General features: G+C 66.8%; 12 protein-coding genes and 1 pseudogene. 6 read left to right on the plus strand and 7 right to left on the minus strand.

Annotation, left to right across the window (positions count from 1 at the left end; genetic code table 11):
• Both treY and treZ read left to right on the plus strand, forming a co-directional pair.
• A complete protein-coding gene (gene treY / locus ACNQS7_RS05295) occupies positions 1 to 2,301 on the plus strand; it encodes a malto-oligosyltrehalose synthase (protein ID WP_418011729.1) in 2,301 nt (766 codons plus the stop codon).
• Positions 2,294 to 4,045, plus strand: a complete 1,752-nt coding sequence (gene treZ / locus ACNQS7_RS05300; RefSeq protein ID WP_418011730.1) for a malto-oligosyltrehalose trehalohydrolase — start codon at positions 2,294 to 2,296, stop codon at positions 4,043 to 4,045. The genes treY and treZ overlap by 8 nt, the downstream gene beginning before the upstream one ends.
• Here treZ and yaaA read toward each other — a convergent pair.
• Positions 4,042 to 4,836: a peroxide stress protein YaaA gene (gene yaaA / locus ACNQS7_RS05305; RefSeq protein WP_418011731.1), complete on the minus strand. Its 795-nt coding sequence runs from the start codon at positions 4,834 to 4,836 to the stop codon at positions 4,042 to 4,044. The two genes, treZ and yaaA, sit on opposite strands and share 4 nt — an antisense overlap.
• A 159-nt stretch (positions 4,837 to 4,995) precedes the next feature.
• Here yaaA and ACNQS7_RS05310 point away from each other — a divergent pair, with 159 nt between their 5' ends.
• Positions 4,996 to 5,286: a DUF4190 domain-containing protein gene (locus ACNQS7_RS05310; RefSeq protein WP_418011732.1), complete on the plus strand. Its 291-nt coding sequence runs from the start codon at positions 4,996 to 4,998 to the stop codon at positions 5,284 to 5,286.
• A 1-nt stretch (position 5,287) separates the two neighbouring features.
• Here the strand turns inward: ACNQS7_RS05310 and ACNQS7_RS05315 are convergent, their stop codons facing one another.
• Positions 5,288 to 6,616: an aminotransferase class I/II-fold pyridoxal phosphate-dependent enzyme gene (locus tag ACNQS7_RS05315; protein WP_418011733.1), complete on the minus strand. Its 1,329-nt coding sequence runs from the start codon at positions 6,614 to 6,616 to the stop codon at positions 5,288 to 5,290.
• 40 nt (positions 6,617 to 6,656) lie between these two features.
• On the opposite strand from ACNQS7_RS05315, the gene ACNQS7_RS05320 reads away from it, so the two are divergent.
• On the plus strand, positions 6,657 to 7,301 hold the full coding sequence (locus ACNQS7_RS05320) for a pyridoxamine 5'-phosphate oxidase family protein (RefSeq protein ID WP_418011734.1): 645 nt from the start codon (positions 6,657 to 6,659) through the stop codon (positions 7,299 to 7,301).
• Between the two features lie 63 nt (positions 7,302 to 7,364).
• Here ACNQS7_RS05320 and ilvA read toward each other — a convergent pair whose 3' ends face one another.
• The 3 genes and pseudogenes from ilvA to ACNQS7_RS05335 form a co-directional block, all read right to left on the minus strand.
• Positions 7,365 to 8,648: a threonine ammonia-lyase gene (ilvA, locus tag ACNQS7_RS05325; protein WP_418011735.1), complete on the minus strand. Its 1,284-nt coding sequence runs from the start codon at positions 8,646 to 8,648 to the stop codon at positions 7,365 to 7,367.
• 41 nt (positions 8,649 to 8,689) lie between these two features.
• On the minus strand, positions 8,690 to 10,567 hold the full coding sequence (locus tag ACNQS7_RS05330) for a lysophospholipid acyltransferase (RefSeq protein WP_418011736.1): 1,878 nt from the start codon (positions 10,565 to 10,567) through the stop codon (positions 8,690 to 8,692).
• Between the two features lie 9 nt (positions 10,568 to 10,576).
• Positions 10,577 to 11,134, minus strand: a pseudogene (locus tag ACNQS7_RS05335) (long-chain fatty acid--CoA ligase); the annotation flags it as partial.
• 141 nt (positions 11,135 to 11,275) lie between these two features.
• Here ACNQS7_RS05335 and ACNQS7_RS05340 point away from each other — a divergent pair.
• Complete coding sequence (locus ACNQS7_RS05340; RefSeq protein ID WP_418011737.1) at positions 11,276 to 12,121, plus strand: class I SAM-dependent methyltransferase; 846 nt, start codon at positions 11,276 to 11,278, stop codon at positions 12,119 to 12,121.
• Here the strand turns inward: ACNQS7_RS05340 and ACNQS7_RS05345 are convergent.
• A complete protein-coding gene (locus tag ACNQS7_RS05345; protein ID WP_418011738.1) occupies positions 12,118 to 12,510 on the minus strand; it encodes a MerR family transcriptional regulator in 393 nt (130 codons plus the stop codon). The genes ACNQS7_RS05340 and ACNQS7_RS05345 overlap by 4 nt on opposite strands.
• A gap of 54 nt (positions 12,511 to 12,564) precedes the next feature.
• On the opposite strand from ACNQS7_RS05345, the gene ACNQS7_RS05350 reads away from it, so the two are divergent.
• A complete protein-coding gene (locus tag ACNQS7_RS05350; RefSeq protein WP_418011739.1) occupies positions 12,565 to 12,990 on the plus strand; it encodes a PPOX class F420-dependent oxidoreductase in 426 nt (141 codons plus the stop codon).
• An 82-nt stretch (positions 12,991 to 13,072) separates the two neighbouring features.
• On the opposite strand, the gene dnaE is transcribed toward ACNQS7_RS05350, so the two are convergent.
• Positions 13,073 to 16,606, minus strand: coding sequence for a DNA polymerase III subunit alpha (gene dnaE / locus ACNQS7_RS05355; protein ID WP_418011740.1), 3,534 nt, complete (start codon positions 16,604 to 16,606; stop codon positions 13,073 to 13,075).
• Between the last annotated feature and the right edge of the window lie 27 nt (positions 16,607 to 16,633).

The raw sequence follows: 16,633 nt of genomic DNA on the forward strand, positions 1-16,633 counted from the left end.
ATGACTTTTTCGGTCTCGGCAACCTACCGGTTGCAGCTACGCGGCGCGTCCAGTGGCTTCGCCTTCACCCTCGGTGACGCTGAAAACCTGCTGGACTACCTCGATGAACTCGGGGTCTCCCATGTCTACCTGTCCCCCGTCCTGACCGCCGTCGGCGGATCGTCGCACGGTTACGACGTCACCGACCCGACGACGGTGTCCTCCGACCTCGGCGGGCCCGAGGGGCTGGCCCGGTTGTCGGCGGCGGCCCGGGCACGCGGGATGGGCGTGGTGATCGACGTGGTGCCCAATCACGTCGGAATCGACCAGCCCCAGCAGAACGCCTGGTGGTGGGACGTACTGCGACACGGGCGGGATTCGAAATACGCCGGATACTTCGACATCGACTGGACGTTGGACGACGCGGGCCGAATCGTGTTGCCGTTGCTAGGTTCCGATGACGACGCGGCCGATCTGGCGGTGGACGGCGACCTGCTGCGACTGGGGGATCTGGCACTTCCGGTCGCACCGGGCACCGGCGACGGCACCGGCCCCGAGGTGCACGAACGTCAGCACTACCGGCTGGTGGGCTGGCGCAACGGCGTCGTCGGATACCGCCGGTTCTTCTCGATCACCTCGCTGGCCGGGTTGCGCCAGGAGGACCGTAGCGTTTTCGACGCCAGCCACGCCGAAGTCGCCCGCTGGTTCAGCGAGAGCATCGTCGACGGGGTTCGAATCGACCATCCCGACGGATTGGCCGACCCGGCAAGCTATTTGATCTGGCTGCGCGAGTTGGCCGGACCCGACGCGTGGATTGTGATCGAAAAGATCCTGGCTGTTGACGAGGCGCTGGAGCCCACCCTGCCGGTGGCCGGCACCACCGGCTACGACGTGCTGCGGGAGGTGGGCGGACTCTTCGTCGACCCGAGGGGTGAAGCCGCGCTCACCGAACTCGTGGAGTCCGCGGGTGTGGACTACGGCGCGATGCCGGATATGTTGGCGCAGCTAAAGATTCGCGCCGCGACAGACACTCTGGGCAGCGAGTTGGCCCGGTTGCGGCGCAGCATCGTAGCGACCGCGGGTGCCGATGATCCGCTGTTGCCCGACGCGGTGGCCGCACTGCTGACCCACATCGACGTCTACCGCAGCGACTACCAATCACTGTCGGCGATCCTGTCCACCGCACTGGCGAAAACCCAGGCGGCGCAACCGGAATTGGCAACCGCGCTGGCCGTGGTGGCCGCGGCGCTGTCCCACGGCGGCGAGCCCGCAACCCGCCTGCAACAACTGTGCGGCGCGGTGACGGCCAAGGCGGTCGAAGACTGCCTGTTCTACCGCGACGCCCGCCTGGTGTCGCTCAACGAGGTCGGTGGTGAGCCGCACCGGTTCGGCGTCGGGGCGGCCGAATTCCACCAGAGTTCGGCCACCCGGGCACGGCTCTGGCCGGCCGCTATGACGACGCTGACCACACACGACACCAAGCGCGGCGAGGATGTGCGCGCCCGGATCGGAGTGCTGTCGCAGGTGCCGTCGCTCTGGGCGGAATTCGTCGGCAGGTGGGAGACCCATGCCCCCTCCCCCGATCCCGCGACCGGACAGTTCCTGTGGCAGAACATCTTCGGCGTCTGGCCGGTGAGCGGCGAGGTCACCGGGGAGTTGCGCGACCGGCTGCATTCCTACGCCGAGAAGGCGATCCGGGAGGCCGCCTGGCACACGTCGTGGAACGACCCGGACCAGGAGTTCGAAGGCGCCGTGCACAGCTGGCTGGACACAGTGCTGGATGGGCCGGTGGCCGGCGAACTCACCAAACTCGTCGGCCAGCTCAACCCGCACGCCGCCAGCGACGCGCTGGGCCAGAAGCTGCTGGCTCTGACCGTGCCGGGCATCCCCGACGTGTACCAGGGCACCGAGTTGTGGGACGACAGCCTGGTCGACCCGGACAACCGCCGCGAGGTCGACTATGCGAGCCGGCGCAGCGCGCTGAAAGACCTGCAGCACCCCAAGATTCGGGTCGTCACCACGGCGCTTCGACTGCGGCGCTCGCGGCCGGACTGCTTCCTGCACGGCGACTACGTGCCGGTGCTCGCCGCCGGTCAGGCCGCCGACCACATCGTCGCGTTCCGCCGTGGTCCCGGCATCCTGGTGGCGGTGACCCGCTGGACGGTAGCGCTTGCCGACACCGGGTGGGGTGACACCGTGCTGCCATTGCCGGACGGTTCGTGGACCGACCGGTTGACCGGCGCCATGGCCAGCGGGCCGACGTCGGCCGCCCAACTGTTCGGAGAGTTGCCCGTGGTGCTGCTGGAGCGTCTTGATGACTGAATTCAAAGTGTGGGCACCGAAACCCAGGCTGGTGCGGCTTGATGTCGACGGCGCGGTGCACGACATGATCCGCTCCGACGACGGCTGGTGGCACGCCGACGTCGACGCGCCGGCGGATGCCCGCTACGGATTCCTGCTCGACGACGACTCCACCGTGCTGCCCGACCCGCGGTCCCCCCGACAGCCCGATGGCGTGCACGAACGCTCCCAGCTCTGGGACCCGTCGGCAGCGGCCTGGACCGATGGCGACTGGGCCGGTCGGTCCGTCGAGGGCGCGGTGATCTACGAACTGCACGTCGGCACCTTCACAGCCGGGGGCACTTTCGACTCCGCCGTCGAAAAGCTGGACTACCTGGTGGATCTCGGCGTCGACTTCGTCGAGTTGATGCCGGTGAACTCCTTTGCCGGCACCTACGGCTGGGGCTACGACGGCGTCCTGTGGTACAGCGTGCACGAGCCCTACGGTGGTCCCGACGGGCTGGTCAGGCTGGTCGACGCCTGCCACGCCCGCGGCCTGGGGGTGCTGATCGACGCGGTGTTCAACCACCTGGGCCCGTCGGGCAATTATCTGCCGAAATTCGCGCCGTACCTGTCCTCGGCCAGCAACCCGTGGGGCGAGGGCATCAACATCGCCGACGCAGACTCCGACGAGGTGCGCCGCTACATCATCGGATGTGCGTTGCGGTGGATGCGCGACTTCCACGCCGACGGCCTGCGCCTGGACGCGGTGCACGCGCTGGTGGACCTGACCGCGGTACACCTACTCGAGGAGCTCGCCACCGAAACAGACTGGTTGTCAAGGCAGTTGGGCCGTCCGCTGGCCTTGATCGCGGAAAGTGACCTCAACGATCCCCGCCTGATCACCCCGCGGGACCGCGGCGGTTACGGCCTCACCGCGCAGTGGGCCGACGATATCCATCACGCGATTCACACCGCGGTGTCAGGCGAGCGGCAGGGCTATTACGGCGATTTCGGCTCCGTGAGCACGCTGGCTCAGACGTTGCGGCACGGGTTCTTCCACGCCGGCACCTACTCGTCGTTCCGGCGGCGCCGGCACGGGCGCCCGCTGGACACGACCGAGGAATCCGGGATCCCGGCGACCAGGTTGCTGGCCTACACCTGCACGCACGACCAGGTCGGCAATCGCGCGCTCGGGGACCGTCCGTCGCAGAATCTGACCCCGGGGCAGTTGGCGGTGAAAGCCGCACTTGTGATCGGATCTCCTTATACGGCAATGCTTTTCATGGGCGAGGAATGGGGCGCCTCCACGCCGTTCCAGTTCTTCAGCTCGCACCCAGAACCGGAGCTGGCCCAGGCGACCAGGGATGGACGTAAAGCCGAATTCGCCGAGCACGGCTGGGACGCCGACGAGATCCCCGACCCCCAGGACCCGCAGACGTTTGAGCGTTCCAAGCTGAAATGGGATGAGATCTTGGGCGGCGAGCACGCCCGGCTGCTGGCGGTGTACCGGGAACTGATCGAGTTGCGGCACAACGAACCCGACTTCGCCGACCCGTGGCTGGACCACCTCGTCGTCGACTACGACGAGGATCAACACTGGATCGTGCTGCGGCGCGGGAGTCTGGCGATCGCGTGCAATCTCGGTGCCGAAGCGGTATCCGTGCCGATCACCGGTGAGCTGGTACTGGCCTGGGACGCGCCGGAGGTGGGTAAAGCGACCCAGCTCCCCGGCCACTCGTTTGCGATCCTCCGTGTTGCGCGAGCAGACGCGAACTCGCACTAATCCGGCCCGTTTTGGGTGAGTTTGCGTCTGCTCGGCGGGTCAGCTGCCGCGGAAACGACGACCGTCAGATCATTTCCGGCGCGCTCAATCCGCAGACCGGCCCTGCGTGCGACGGCAGCGACTGCGGCGGCGTCGCCGGGCTCGGCTCGAGTGACAGCGAGAGCCCGGGCCAGCCGTCCCTTGTGTGCCTTGTTGAAATGGGTGACCACCGACCGCCGGCCATCGGGGTACTCGGCGAGCACATTGACGCCGACGGCGCCGGGGACTCCGCCCAGCCCGACGTACGAACCCGAGCGGAGATCGACGATCAGGTGATTTACGGCCAGTTCTGCGAGCAACGGCTCCAGTACGGGGCGCCAGCGCGCGGCCAGCGTGGGTCTAGCAGGGAGTTTCGAGGTCGCGGAGAGGCGATACGCGGGGACCTGATCGTCGGCGCGAAGCAGCCCGAACAGGGCCGACGCGACGAACAACCGCGCCGAGGCGCGCCTGGCCTCCGCCCCGCGCAGCGAGTCGATATCCAGCGCGTCATAGAGGACCCCGGTGTAGCGGCGGATGGCCGGCAGTGTGGGTGCCACTTGCAGTGCCGCGTTGCGCTCGATCTCGGCGACCTGCTTGGCCGACACGCCCAGTGCCGACATGCTCGCCGCCGGGTCCGCCGCAAGATCGACTAGCTCCCCCACCAGCTCCGACCGCAAAGGATTCAGTTCCGGGAAGTTCAGGTCGCCAAGTTGCAGGGGTGGGCCGTCGCCTCCCGCGCGCTTCGTCTCCGACGGCGGCAGCAGCACGATCACGGATCCAGACGATAGTCGGCGGGCGTCACCTTCCCCGCGCGAGCAGACGCAAAATCACCCGGGAGCGGCCGCTCCACGGTGATTTTGCGTCTGCTCGCCACCCGCTCGCCACCCGAAGGCTCCAAGAATCCTTCAAGCGCTATGCCCGACGCTGTGCACATGACGACGATCGCCCCGCAGTTGATAGCCCCTGCCCCCGCAGTCAAGCGTGCCGCCGGCCCCAAGATCAGCGGCCTTGCGGTGATGAGCGCGGTACTGGGCGTCCTGCAGTACGTCGTTGTCTTCATCCCGTGCTGGCTCGTCACGATCCCGTTCGGAATTCACGCGCTGCATCAGACCGACAAGGCCAACGTCCCCGGTCGGGTGACGGCGATCGCCGGCTTGGCGCTGTCGGTCATCCACTTCGCCATCTACACGTTCGTCTTCATCTGGCTGCTCACCACCAGCTAACTCACACGCTGGCGGGCCCGGTGCCATGGATGGCCTCTGCGACGGCGTCGGCCAGTGGTTCGATCTCGTCGTCCTGCAGGTCGGCAATCGTGATCCGCATGCCCGGCGGTGTGTCCATCCGGAACCGCGTGCCCGGCGCAGCCGCCCAACCTGCGTTGAGCAGTCGGGTGATGGCGACCGTCTCGTCCGGTACCGGAACCCAGACGTTCAGCCCGGAACGGCCGTGCGCGACCACGTCCCGCTCAGCAAGCGCGTCACGCAACGCCTTGCGGTTCTTCGCGTAGCGCCCCCTGGCCTGGTGGACCAGTTCGGTCGCCGCATCGTCGGACCACATCCGCACGGCGAGATCCTGCAGCATCCGGCTGACCCACCCCGGCCCCAGCCGCAATCGTCCATGCACCCGCTCGACGGTCCGGCGATCTCCGGCCAGCACGGCCAGCCGCAGATCCGGACCGTAGGCCTTGGACACCGACCGGACGAAAGCCCAGCGTCGCGTCGCCCCGGCCAAGGTGTGCAGCGGCACACCGGAGATCCTCGCGCAGTGGTCGTCTTCAATGACCAGCACGTCGCTCGTCTTGCCGGCCAGCAGGCTGCGCAGCGCCTTGGCGCGGTCCTTGGACAACGCCGCCCCGGTCGGGTTCTGCGCGCGCGTGGTGACGATGACGGCCTTCACTCCCCGCCGCAGCGCCCGCGCCATGCTGAGCACCACCGGCCCGTCGTCGTCAACCTTCACCGGTTCCGGCGAAAGACCCAGCGCCGCAACCAGATCGAGCAGGTTAGCCCAACCCGGATCCTCGACCGCGACGCGGTCGCCCGGCCGCAGGTGGGCACTGAGCACTCGCTCGATTCCGTCGAGCGCACCGCTGGTCACCGCGAGATGCTCGGCAGGCACCCCGTCGGCACCCAGATCCGCGCGGGCGCGCTCGACCAACTCGGCCGACATCGCGGACTGGCCGTAGAGCAGCGGCCGGTCCTGCCGGGCCGGAGCCAACTGCGCGGTGGCGATGGGCAACAGCGCGGGATCCGGATTACCCGTCGACAAGTCGCGGGCGCCCTCGGGAACTGCGACCCCGAGCAACGACCGCGGGGTGGTCGCCGGCCGGTTGCGCACCCTGGTACCGCGTCGGCCCGCCGTCTCGACCGCTCCGCGATCGCGCAACAAACGGTACGCGGCGGCCACCGTGTTGGCGTTGACCCCGAGTTGGGCCGCAACCTCCCGGATCGACGGCAGCGGATCACCCGGCGCCAGGGCCCCTTGGGAGATGCCCTCCTCGACGCTGGCGGCTATCGACTCGGCACCGGTGCCGGATATGTTGTATTGTACTGGCACGGTTTCTATTATGTACTAGAACAATAGTAAAGGCAAGCTGATGGACACGGCGTACCAGCCCACCGACCGCACCACGCCGACCCGCTACCGGGAACGCGCGCACTACGACCGCGAGACCGTCCACCGGATCCTGGACGAGTCGTTGATCTGCCATCTCGGCTTCGTCCGTGACGGCCGGCCGGTGGTGCTGCCGACCATCCACACCCGCATCGACGAGACGCTCTACATCCACGGGTCGTCGGGCAGCGGACCGATGTTGGCGGCCCGGTTATCCGGTATGCCGGTCTGCGTCACCGTCACCCTCGTCGACGGGCTGGTGCTGGCCCGATCGGCGATGCACCACTCGATGAACTACCGCTCCGTCGTCGCCGTCGGCACCGCTCGCATCGTGGAGGACGCCGCCGAGAAGCAGCGGGCGCTGCATGCGGTGGTGGACCACATCCGGGCCGGGCGGGCCGATGACTGTCGAGCGCCGAACGCACGCGAACTCGCCGCCACCGCAGTGCTGGCGCTGGACCTGAGCGAAGTCTCAGCCAAGGTCCGCGAAGGCGGGGTGGCCGACGACGCCGAAGACCTGTCGCTGCCGTACTGGGCCGGCGTGGTGCCGCTGCGGTTGACCGCCGGCGCGGCGGTCGCGGATTCCGGTCTGGATCCCGCTACCCCGCTGCCGTCGTACCTGCAGTAGGTCGAGCAGACGCGAAATCCCCATTTCGTGCCGTGATGAGGGGCTTTTGCGTCTGCTCGGCCGTCAGAGCAGCAGGTAGCGGTAGGCAGGCGACCCGGGCAGCAGCGTCTCGACGTGCATCTCGGTCGCCCGCATCCGGGCCAGCAGCCCGTCCAGGTCCGCGGCCGATCCCAGTTGAATCCCGACCAGCGCCTCACCGGTCTCCCGGTTGTTGCGCTTGACGTACTCGAACAGAGTGATGTCGTCGTTGGGACCGAGGACCTCGTCGAGGAACCGCCGCAGCGCACCCGGCTCCTGCGGGAAGTCGACCAGGAAATAGTGCTTAAGGCCTAGGTGCACCAGCGAGCGCTCCAGCACCTCGCCGTAGCGGGACACGTCGTTGTTGCCGCCGGAAATCAGGCACACCACGGTGGAGCCGGGTTCGACATCGGCTTCCAGTAAACCCGCCACGGACAACGCGCCGGCGGGTTCGGCGATGATGCCCTCGTTCTGGTAGAGGTCGAGCATCGCGGTGCACACCGCGCCCTCGTCGACCGTGGTGATCGACACCATGTCGCCGGCGGCGGCCAGCGCGGCATAGGGCAGCGTCCCCGCCCGCGCCACGGCGGCACCGTCGACGAACTGGTCCACGTGCTCCAGGGTCACCGGCTCACCGGCCGCCAGCGCGGCCATCATCGCGGCGGCCCCGGCCGGCTCGATACCCAGCACGGCCGTGTTCGACGTTCGTTCGGCCAGGTAGCTGGTGATGCCGGCGATGCAGCCGCCGCCGCCGACGGGCACCACCACCAGGTCCGGTTCGTCGCCCAGGGCGTCCAGGATTTCGACGGCGATGGTGCCCTGACCGGCCATGGTGCGCAGGTCGTCGTAGGGCGGCACCAGGGTGGCGCCGGTGCGCTCGACGTCATCGCGGGCAGCGGCGGCGGCCAGGTCGTACGTCGAACCGCCCACGATCAGTTCGATGAACTCACGGCCGTGATAGCGGATGCGGTCTCGCTTTTGCTTGGGGGTCTTGGCCGGTACATAGACGCGGCCGTGCACGCCCAGCGAACGGCACGCGTAGGCGAAGCCCTGGGCATGGTTGCCCGCCGAGGAACACACCACTCCGGCGGCCAGCTCCTCGTCGGAGAGCTGGACCAGCAGGTTGTAGGCGCCGCGCAGCTTGTAGGACCGCACCACCTGCAGGTCCTCGCGCTTGAGGTAGACGTTCGCGCCGGTGATCTCCGACAGCCGGTCGCTGTACTGCAGGGGCGTCGGGGTGACCACCGGAGCAATTCGCTTGGCCGCACCGTCGATGTCAGCCGCGCACAGCGGCAACTCGCGAGGGTTCTGGCTCAGTTCGGCGGACACCGGTTAATGGTGCCATGCCGCCGGGAGCAGCGTCTCAGCTGCTATTCCTGGCGCCGCGCCAGCTCCGCGATCACATTGACCCGCCGGGACGCCGTCGCGATCTCGTCGGCGAACTCCCGGCGCCGCTTGGCGATGTCGGCCTGGTCGGCACCGTCGACGAGCTCGCGGTGCCGGGCGAGCCGCAGCGCGGTCTTGAACAGCTCCATCGACCGTGACTCGGCGTTGGCGATCCGGCGCTGCAGTTCCCACTGCTTGCCCACCTCAAGACACTCGGTGAGAAACGCGTCCTCGTCCAGCGCCTCGTCCTCGAGGGCCGCCAGCCGGTCGGCCACGATGTGGTAGGCGTCCAGGAACGGCCGCAGCACCAGATGCGCCAGCAGCAGGTCCGCCGACTCCAGCAGTTTCCGGACGTCGGCCGCGATGACCTCCTTGGACGTGTCCTCCACCGGCCCGATCAGCTTGACCTCGTCGGCGAGCTCCCGCTCGAACTGGGCGCGCGCCGAGAACAGGAACTCGAATTTCAGCAATTCGCGCAGACCGAGCGCCTCGTCCCGGACGGCCGCCGGGGACACGAAGCCGTCCCCGGAGCTCTCGGCGCTCTCCGACGCCGCCAGCAACGCCAGCTCCGCAATGGCCCGATCGACCAGGATGTGGATGGCGGTGTTGCGGTAGAACGCCGCGACCAGATGCTGCTCGGCGCCAATGCCCCAGACCGCTTCGGTGCCGGCGTCGTAGACGCTCACCACCCCGGAGTTCACCATCTGGTGCAGGGTCCAGCGGATCGTCGAGCGGTTCGTCAGATCCGCCGCCCCGGCCACCGCCCAATTACGGGCGTTGATGTATCTGGCCAGCGGGCTGACCGTCGACAGCACCTCGCTGATGGACAACGAGCGGTCGGCTCCCAGCAACGCCAGGCTCACCACCGCGGTCGGCGTCACCGGGGTGGCGCGGTTGATGCGGTGCTCGACGTCCAAAGCGATGCGTTCGACCACCGTCTCAGTTCCCGACGGGTCGGCCCGCAATTCCTCCAGGCGTTTGCGCAGCGGAAGTGGCTCACCGAAATCGAGGTAAGCCCGGCCCAGCCGCTCCCCCTGCTGCCGGGACAGCCGGACCAGGAACCGCAGGTCCTCCGGTCGTTTGGTGGCCCCGTAGGCCTCGGTGGTCATCGCCTCCACCTCGTGCAGCTGGTCGTAGACGATCGATGTCGGCACCAAATACACTTCGGGCCCGTCGATTTCGTCGACGGCATCGGTGAGGTAGCGCAGGATGCCGAACACCGGCGGCCGCAGCTTGCCGGTGCGGGTGCGCCCGCCCTCGATCGACCAGGTGAGGTTGGTATGGTTCTGCACCAGTTGAGCGGTGTAGGCGCGCAACACGAACCGGTAGACGGGAATGTCCTTGGTCTGCCGCCGGATGAAGATCGTCCCGGTGCGCTTGGCGAAGCCGCCCATCGGGAAGAAGTTCAAATTGGCCCCGCCGAAGGTGAATGCCGACGACAGGCGGTTGGCGGCGATCTCCTCGGGTAACAGCATCCCGTCCAGATAGGACCGGTGCGAGAACGCGAACGCCAGCGTCGCCTTGCGGTCCAGCGACCGCAACTGCGCGATCTGGTCCTCGTCGACCAGCACGTCATACGCCCGCATCAGCCACCGGCTGAATCCCCGCCAGGCCTGAACCGCGCGCTCGTCCAGCGACGCCGCAATCTCGCGCAGATAACCCGCGGCCTCCACCCGCACGCTCTCGGGATCGCGCCCGAGTTCCTCGGCCAGCGCCTCGAGCCGCTCACCGAACCAGTCCGCATCCAGCAGCTGGGTCACCGCTTGCGGATCGGTGCCTAACGCCGTCGTCGACTCGTCAACTAATCCGGTGCGCTGCAAAAGCTTTCGGACTCCGCTGCGACCGACCTCCCGTGCCGTCATCGCCCCTCCCTATGCCGGCTGCGGCGCCGGTGCGGCGCTCGGCTCGTAGGCGCGTGGTTCGTGGATGTGCGGTCCGGGTTCACTCACGTACAACTCCTCAATCTCGGCAGCATACTTGGCGTGGATCGGCTTGCGTTTGAGCTTCATGGTCAGGGTGATCTCGTCACCGCCGGGCTCCCACAAAGCCGGCAGGATGCGAAACCGCTTGATCTGCTCCACCCGCGACAACTTGCGGTTCCCCTCGGCCACGCCCGCCGCGATCTCCGCGATCACGTCAGGATGCGACGCCAGGGCTTCCGGGGAGGGATCGAGCCCTCGCTGGGCCGCGTACGGGCCGACCGAGTCGGCGTCGAAGACGATCAGCGCGGTGTTGTACAGCCGGCCGTCGCCGATGGTGATCATCACCCCGACCATCCGGCAGGCGGCGACGATGGTGTTCTCAATATTGGCCGGGGACATGTTCTTTCCGGCCGCGTTGATGATCAACTTCTTCTTGCGGTCGACCACCCGCAGGTAACCCTCGTCGTCGACGTCGAAGATGTCGCCGGTGTGCAGCCAGCCGTCCTCACACATGGTTCGCGGACGTTCGGTTGGGCTCATTTCCCGCTCCCGTTGGCATGTAGGAAGGCACCAGATCGCTTCTCATCGCTGAGCCTACGTCCGAACTCACGGCCCACAGAACACAGGACCAGGCGTACGTTGGCGCTTATGGGGCGGAACGCGGGTATTGACGTCAGCAGTCTCTCGCCGCTGGAGCAGACGGCGCTCCTCACCGAATATGCGCGGGCGTTGGACAGTCGTTGGGCGCGGCCAATTCTCGGCGATGCGCTGGCCGACCGGGTGGTCGGCATGATCGACTACGACTTCGCCGGACTCGGAGTGACCGCCAGCGTGGTGTGCCAATCGGCGCTGCGCGCCAAGATGCTCGACGACCGGGTGCGGGCATTCACCGCCGAGCATCCCGACGCCGTGGTCGTCGACCTCGGCGCCGGAGTGGACTCGGGTCCGCTGCGGGTTAACCCGCCCGCCACCGTCGACTGGTACAGCCTCGACCTGCCGGGCGTGATCGCGCTGCGCGACCGGGTGCTGCCACCCAGCAAACACGCGCATTCGGTCGCGGCGTCGGTGGCCGACCACGACTGGCCTGCGGCCATCCCCGCCGACCGGCCGACGATATTGATCGCCGACGGGCTGTTCGCTTTCTTGACCGAGTCGGTGATTGTCGGCGTCTTCCGACGAATTTCCGAGTACTTCGAGTCGGGTGAAATCGCGTTCAACGACTACGGCCGGATTGGCTGGTTCAGTCGACTCGCCGTAAAGCTGGCACCGCAGAAAATGTTCAGCAGCGTCGGGAATCAATGGGGATATGCCGGCTTCAAGGATGCGCGGGTACCCGAGACGTGGAACCCCCGGTTGACGCTCGTCGAGGCGGCCAGCTTGGCGCACGCTCCCGAGGTGGAGCTCTTTCCGAAGTGGATCCGGGTTGCTACCAAGGCATCCGGGAAATTCAAGGCCGGTGCCCGCAAGGCCCGGATCCTGCGCTACCGGTTCTAGGGTTTGGCGGCGGGCAACGCCTGGTGAATGCCGCACGTGCACGCGTCAATTGACGGACAGGTGCAGCGCATTCCCCATTCGATGACCTGACGCGCCCGCGCCAAAGACGCCATCTGGGCGTCGATCTCAGCGAGCTTGGCCTTCGCCAGCGCCTGGCTCGCCGGACGCCCCGGCACATCATCGGCGAACAACAGCTGAATCTCCTCCAGCGCGAACCCGGCGGACTTGCAGAGCCGGATCACCTCGAGCCGGGCCAGCACGGACTCGTCGTAGCGCCGCTGGCCACCCTGTCGGGCGGGCGCCGCGATCAACCCGATCTGCTCGTAGTAGCGCAGCGTGGTCGCCGCGACCCCGGCTTGGCGGGACACCTCTCCGATGGTCAGGCGCATCGACACCTCCCGGTGCTTGACTTCGAGTTAACTCTAAGTCGTTGACTGTGAGCCATGCACACAAATTTGAGCAAGTCGCGATACGCACTACTGCGGTCGTTCCGCCGCGACGCCACACCTGCCGACACCCCGATCTGGTTCGCCTTCGACGGCGACGCGGTGGTGTTCCGAACTAAGGTCGGCCCCAAAACCAAGCGCCTAAGCGCCCGCCCCGACGTCGAACTTGCCGTCTGCGACTATCGCGGTCGGGGTGCCACGGACTGGGTGCCGGGCCGGGCGACGGTCCTGGCCGGCGCCGACGCACAGCGCGCCAACAAACTGCTGCACCGGCGTTACGGATGGCAGTGGAATATTGTGCCGCTACTGAAGATTCCAGGCGTGACGAATGTGCACCGCGACCTCGGGCTGCGGGAGAAGCTGCGGCGCGCCCGCGACCGAGGCGTGTGGCCTGATAGCGCCATCGTCCGGGTTGATCTGTAAGCCCAGCGTCGAGTGTGAGGCTGGCCGCACACTCGACGCCGAACGTGAAGCAAGCCGCACACTCGCGGCGCCTGGTGCCGGTTCAGCTGCCCAGACACCCCGGGCCGAGCAACTCCTTGAGATCACCCATCAACGCCGGCGACGGCGTCACCCGCAGCGACTGATCCAGTTCCAGCGTGGTGATCCGGTCGCCGCTGATGAGTCGCAGATGCACCTGCGAAGTGCCCGGATGGCGAGCCAGCACCTGCTTGAGGGCGGTCACCTTGTCAATGGTGCACTGGCGGGTGGGCAGACTGACCGCCAACGGCCGATTCGGCTGGGCGTTGGAGAAGTCCGGAACCACAAGCTCGTTGGCGATCAGGCTGATGCGGTCATCGCGGATGGCAACCTTGGCGTTGACCAGCACGACCACGTCGTCAGCGATCTCGGCCCCGTAGTTCGAATACGTGTGGGGGAAGAACATCACCTCGATGCCACCGGTCAGGTCTTCCAATTGGGCTGAAGCCCAGGGCATTCCGTTCTTGTTGACCCGCCGGTTCACCGAGGCGAGGATGCCACCCACCCGCACCTGGGTCTCGTTGGCGACATCGCCGTCGAGGATCGCCGGGATCGCGGTGTCGACCTGTGTGGCCAGCAGGTGCGCCACGCCGTTGAGTGGATGCCCGGAGACGTAGAGACCCAGCATCTCGCGTTCCAGGGCGAGTTTGTGTTTGTCTTCCCACTCGTCGTCGGGCACCTTGATGGTGAAGACCGCTTCGGTGCACCCGTCATCGCCGCCGAACAGGTCGAACTGGCCCATCGCCTCGGCCTTCTTGGTGCCCAGCACCGAATCGACGGCGTCAGTGTGCACCAGGAACAGGCCCTTGCGAGCGTGTTTCAGCGAGTCGAAAGCGCCGGCCTTGATCAACGACTCGGTGACCTTCTTGTTGCAGGCCGAGATGTCGATCTTGTTCAGATAGTCCGAGAAGTCGGTGAACTTGCCCTTCTCGTTGCGGGTCTTGATCAGCGAGCCGACGACGTTGGCGCCGACGTTACGCACCGCGCCCAGACCGAAGCGGATGTCCTTGCCGACGGAGGCGAAGTTCACCAGCGACTCGTTGACGTCGGGCGGCAGCACGGTGATACCCAGCTTGCGGCAGTCGGCCAGGTAGACCGCGGCCTTGTCCTTGTCGTCACCGACCGAAGTCAGCAGGCCCGCCATGTACTCAGCCGGATAGTTGGCCTTCAGATATGCCGTCCAGTACGAGACCAGGCCGTACCCGGCAGCGTGCGACTTGTTGAACGCGTAGCCGGCGAACGGAAGAATGGTGTCCCACAACGCTTTCACCGCTTTTTCGGAGAAACCGTTGGTGGTCATCCCTTCGTAGAAGCCCTTGTACTCGGCTTCGAGCACCTCCAGCTTCTTCTTGCCCATGGCCTTGCGTAGCGCGTCGGCCTTGCCCATCGTGTACGAGGCGACCTTCTGGGCGATGAACATGATCTGCTCTTGGTAGACGATCAGACCGTAAGTCTCGGAGAGGATTTCGCGCAGCGGTTCTTCGAGCTCGGGATGGATCGGCTTGATCGCCTGGCGGCCGTTCTTGCGATCGGCGTAGTCGTTGTGGGCGTTCATGCCCATCGGCCCGGGGCGGTACAACGCCAGCACGGCGACGATGTCATTGAATTCGGTGGGCTGCATGCGGCGCAGCAGATCACGCATCGGCCCGCCGTCGAGCTGGAAAACCCCTAGTGTGTCACCCCGGCCGAGCAGCTCATACGTCGGCTTGTCGTCCAGCGGAACCGATTCCAGGTCGAGGTCGATTCCCCGGTTGGCCTTGATGTTCTCCAGCGCGTCGCCGATGATCGTCAGGTTGCGCAGACCCAGGAAGTCCATCTTCAGCAGGCCGATGGCCTCACAGGACGGATAGTCCCAGCCGGTGATGATGGCGCCGTCCTGCGGCCGCCTCCACAACGGGATGGCCTCGGTCAGCGGCTCGCTACTCATGATGACGGCGCACGCATGCACACCGGCGTTGCGGATCAGGCCTTCCAGGCCCCGCGCCGTCTGGTAGATGGTGCGCACGTCGGGATCGGTCTCGATCAGGCCGCGCACCTCCGCGGCCTCCTTGTACCGCTCGTGGGCCGGGTCGGTGATGCCGGACAACGGAATGTCCTTGGCCATGATGGGCGGCGGCAACGCCTTGGTGATCCGGTCGGCGATCGCGAAGCCAGGCTGGCCGTAGTGGATGCGCGCCGAGTCCTTCAGCGCCGCTTTGGTTTTGATGGTGCCGAAGGTGATGACCTGAGCAACCCTGTCCTGCCCCCACTTGTCGGCGGCGTAGCGCACCATCTCGCCGCGACGACGGTCATCGAAGTCGATGTCGATATCCGGGGCCGACGGGCGCTCCGGGTTGAGGAAGCGCTCGAACAGCAGACCGTGTGGGATGGGGTCGATGTTGGTGATTCCCATCGCGTAGGCCACCAGCGAGCCCGCTGCCGAACCACGCCCCGGCCCCACCCGGATGTCGATCGAGCGCGCGTGATTGATGAGGTCGGCCACGATCAGGAAGTACGCCGGAAAACCTTTGTCGCAGATGACCTTGATCTCGTACTCGGCACGGTCGATGTAGTCCTGGCCGACGCCGTCGGGAAAGCGCCGCGCCAAACCCGCCATCACCTCGTGGTGCAGCCACGACCCCTGGTCGTGCCCGTCGGGCACCGGGAAGATGGGCATCCGGTCGCGCGGGGTCCACACGTCGGCGTAGGACTGGACCCGCTCGCCGATCAGCAGGGTGGAGTCGCACGCTCCGGGAACCTGGCTGTCCCAGAGCTGACGCATCTCGGCGGCCGACTTCAGGTAGTAGCCGTCGCCGTCGAACTTGAACCGGTTGGGGTCCGAGAGCGTCTTGCCGGTCTGCACGCACAGCAGCGCCTCGTGGTTATGGGATGCGTCGCGGGTCACGTAGTGACAGTCGTTGGTGGCCAGCGGCGGGATGCTGAGTTTGCGGCCGATTTCGAGCAGGCCCTCGCGCACCCGGGTTTCGATCGAGATGCCGTGGTCCATCAGCTCGAGGAAGAAGTTCTCGGCGCCGAAGATGTCCCGCCACTTAGCGGCCGCCTCCAGCGCCTCGCGCTCGTGACCCAGTCGCAGCCGCGTCTGCACCTCCCCCGACGGGCACCCGGTGGTGGCGATGATGCCCTCGGCGTGTTCGGCGATGAGCTCGGCGTCCATGCGCGACCACTTGCCGAGCTGGCCTTCGAAAGAAGCCAGCGAGGACAGCTTGAACAGGTTGCGCAGGCCGGTCGCGTTCTCGGCCATCATCGTCATGTGTGTGTAGGAGCCGCTGCCCGACACGTCGTCGGACTTCTGGCTGGGATCACCCCAGGTAATGCGACGGGTATCGAATCGCGAGCCGGGAGCGATATACGCCTCGACGCCGATGATCGGCTTGATGCCGACCTTGGTGGCTGAGTTGTAGAACTCGCTGGCGCCGAACATGTTTCCGTGGTCGGTCATGCCGATTGCGGGCATCTCCAACCGTTGCGCCTCGGCCAGCATCGGCGAGATCTTCGCGGCACCGTCGAGCATCGAGTACTCGGTGTGGTTGTGCAGGTGCACGAACGACGATTGGTTCATAGGGCAGCCAGTCTATGACTGGGCACC

Source organism: Mycobacterium sp. 23, from assembly GCF_048287075.1.
GTDB lineage: Bacteria > Actinomycetota > Actinomycetes > Mycobacteriales > Mycobacteriaceae > Mycobacterium > Mycobacterium gordonae_B.

Bases quoted from the DNA above. Each gene is read 5' to 3' on its own strand.
- dnaE (WP_418011740.1), bottom strand. From the start codon at position 16,606: ATGAACCAATCGTCGTTCGTGCACCTGCACAACCACACCGAGTACTCG.
- ACNQS7_RS05340 (WP_418011737.1), top strand. From the start codon at position 11,276: ATGGGGCGGAACGCGGGTATTGACGTCAGCAGTCTCTCGCCGCTGGAG.
- treZ (WP_418011730.1), top strand. From the start codon at position 2,294: ATGACTGAATTCAAAGTGTGGGCACCGAAACCCAGGCTGGTGCGGCTT.
- ACNQS7_RS05350 (WP_418011739.1), top strand. From the start codon at position 12,565: ATGCACACAAATTTGAGCAAGTCGCGATACGCACTACTGCGGTCGTTC.
- treY (WP_418011729.1), top strand. From the start codon at position 1: ATGACTTTTTCGGTCTCGGCAACCTACCGGTTGCAGCTACGCGGCGCG.
- ACNQS7_RS05330 (WP_418011736.1), bottom strand. From the start codon at position 10,567: ATGACGGCACGGGAGGTCGGTCGCAGCGGAGTCCGAAAGCTTTTGCAG.
- ACNQS7_RS05320 (WP_418011734.1), top strand. From the start codon at position 6,657: ATGGACACGGCGTACCAGCCCACCGACCGCACCACGCCGACCCGCTAC.
- ACNQS7_RS05310 (WP_418011732.1), top strand. From the start codon at position 4,996: ATGACGACGATCGCCCCGCAGTTGATAGCCCCTGCCCCCGCAGTCAAG.
- ACNQS7_RS05345 (WP_418011738.1), bottom strand. From the start codon at position 12,510: ATGCGCCTGACCATCGGAGAGGTGTCCCGCCAAGCCGGGGTCGCGGCG.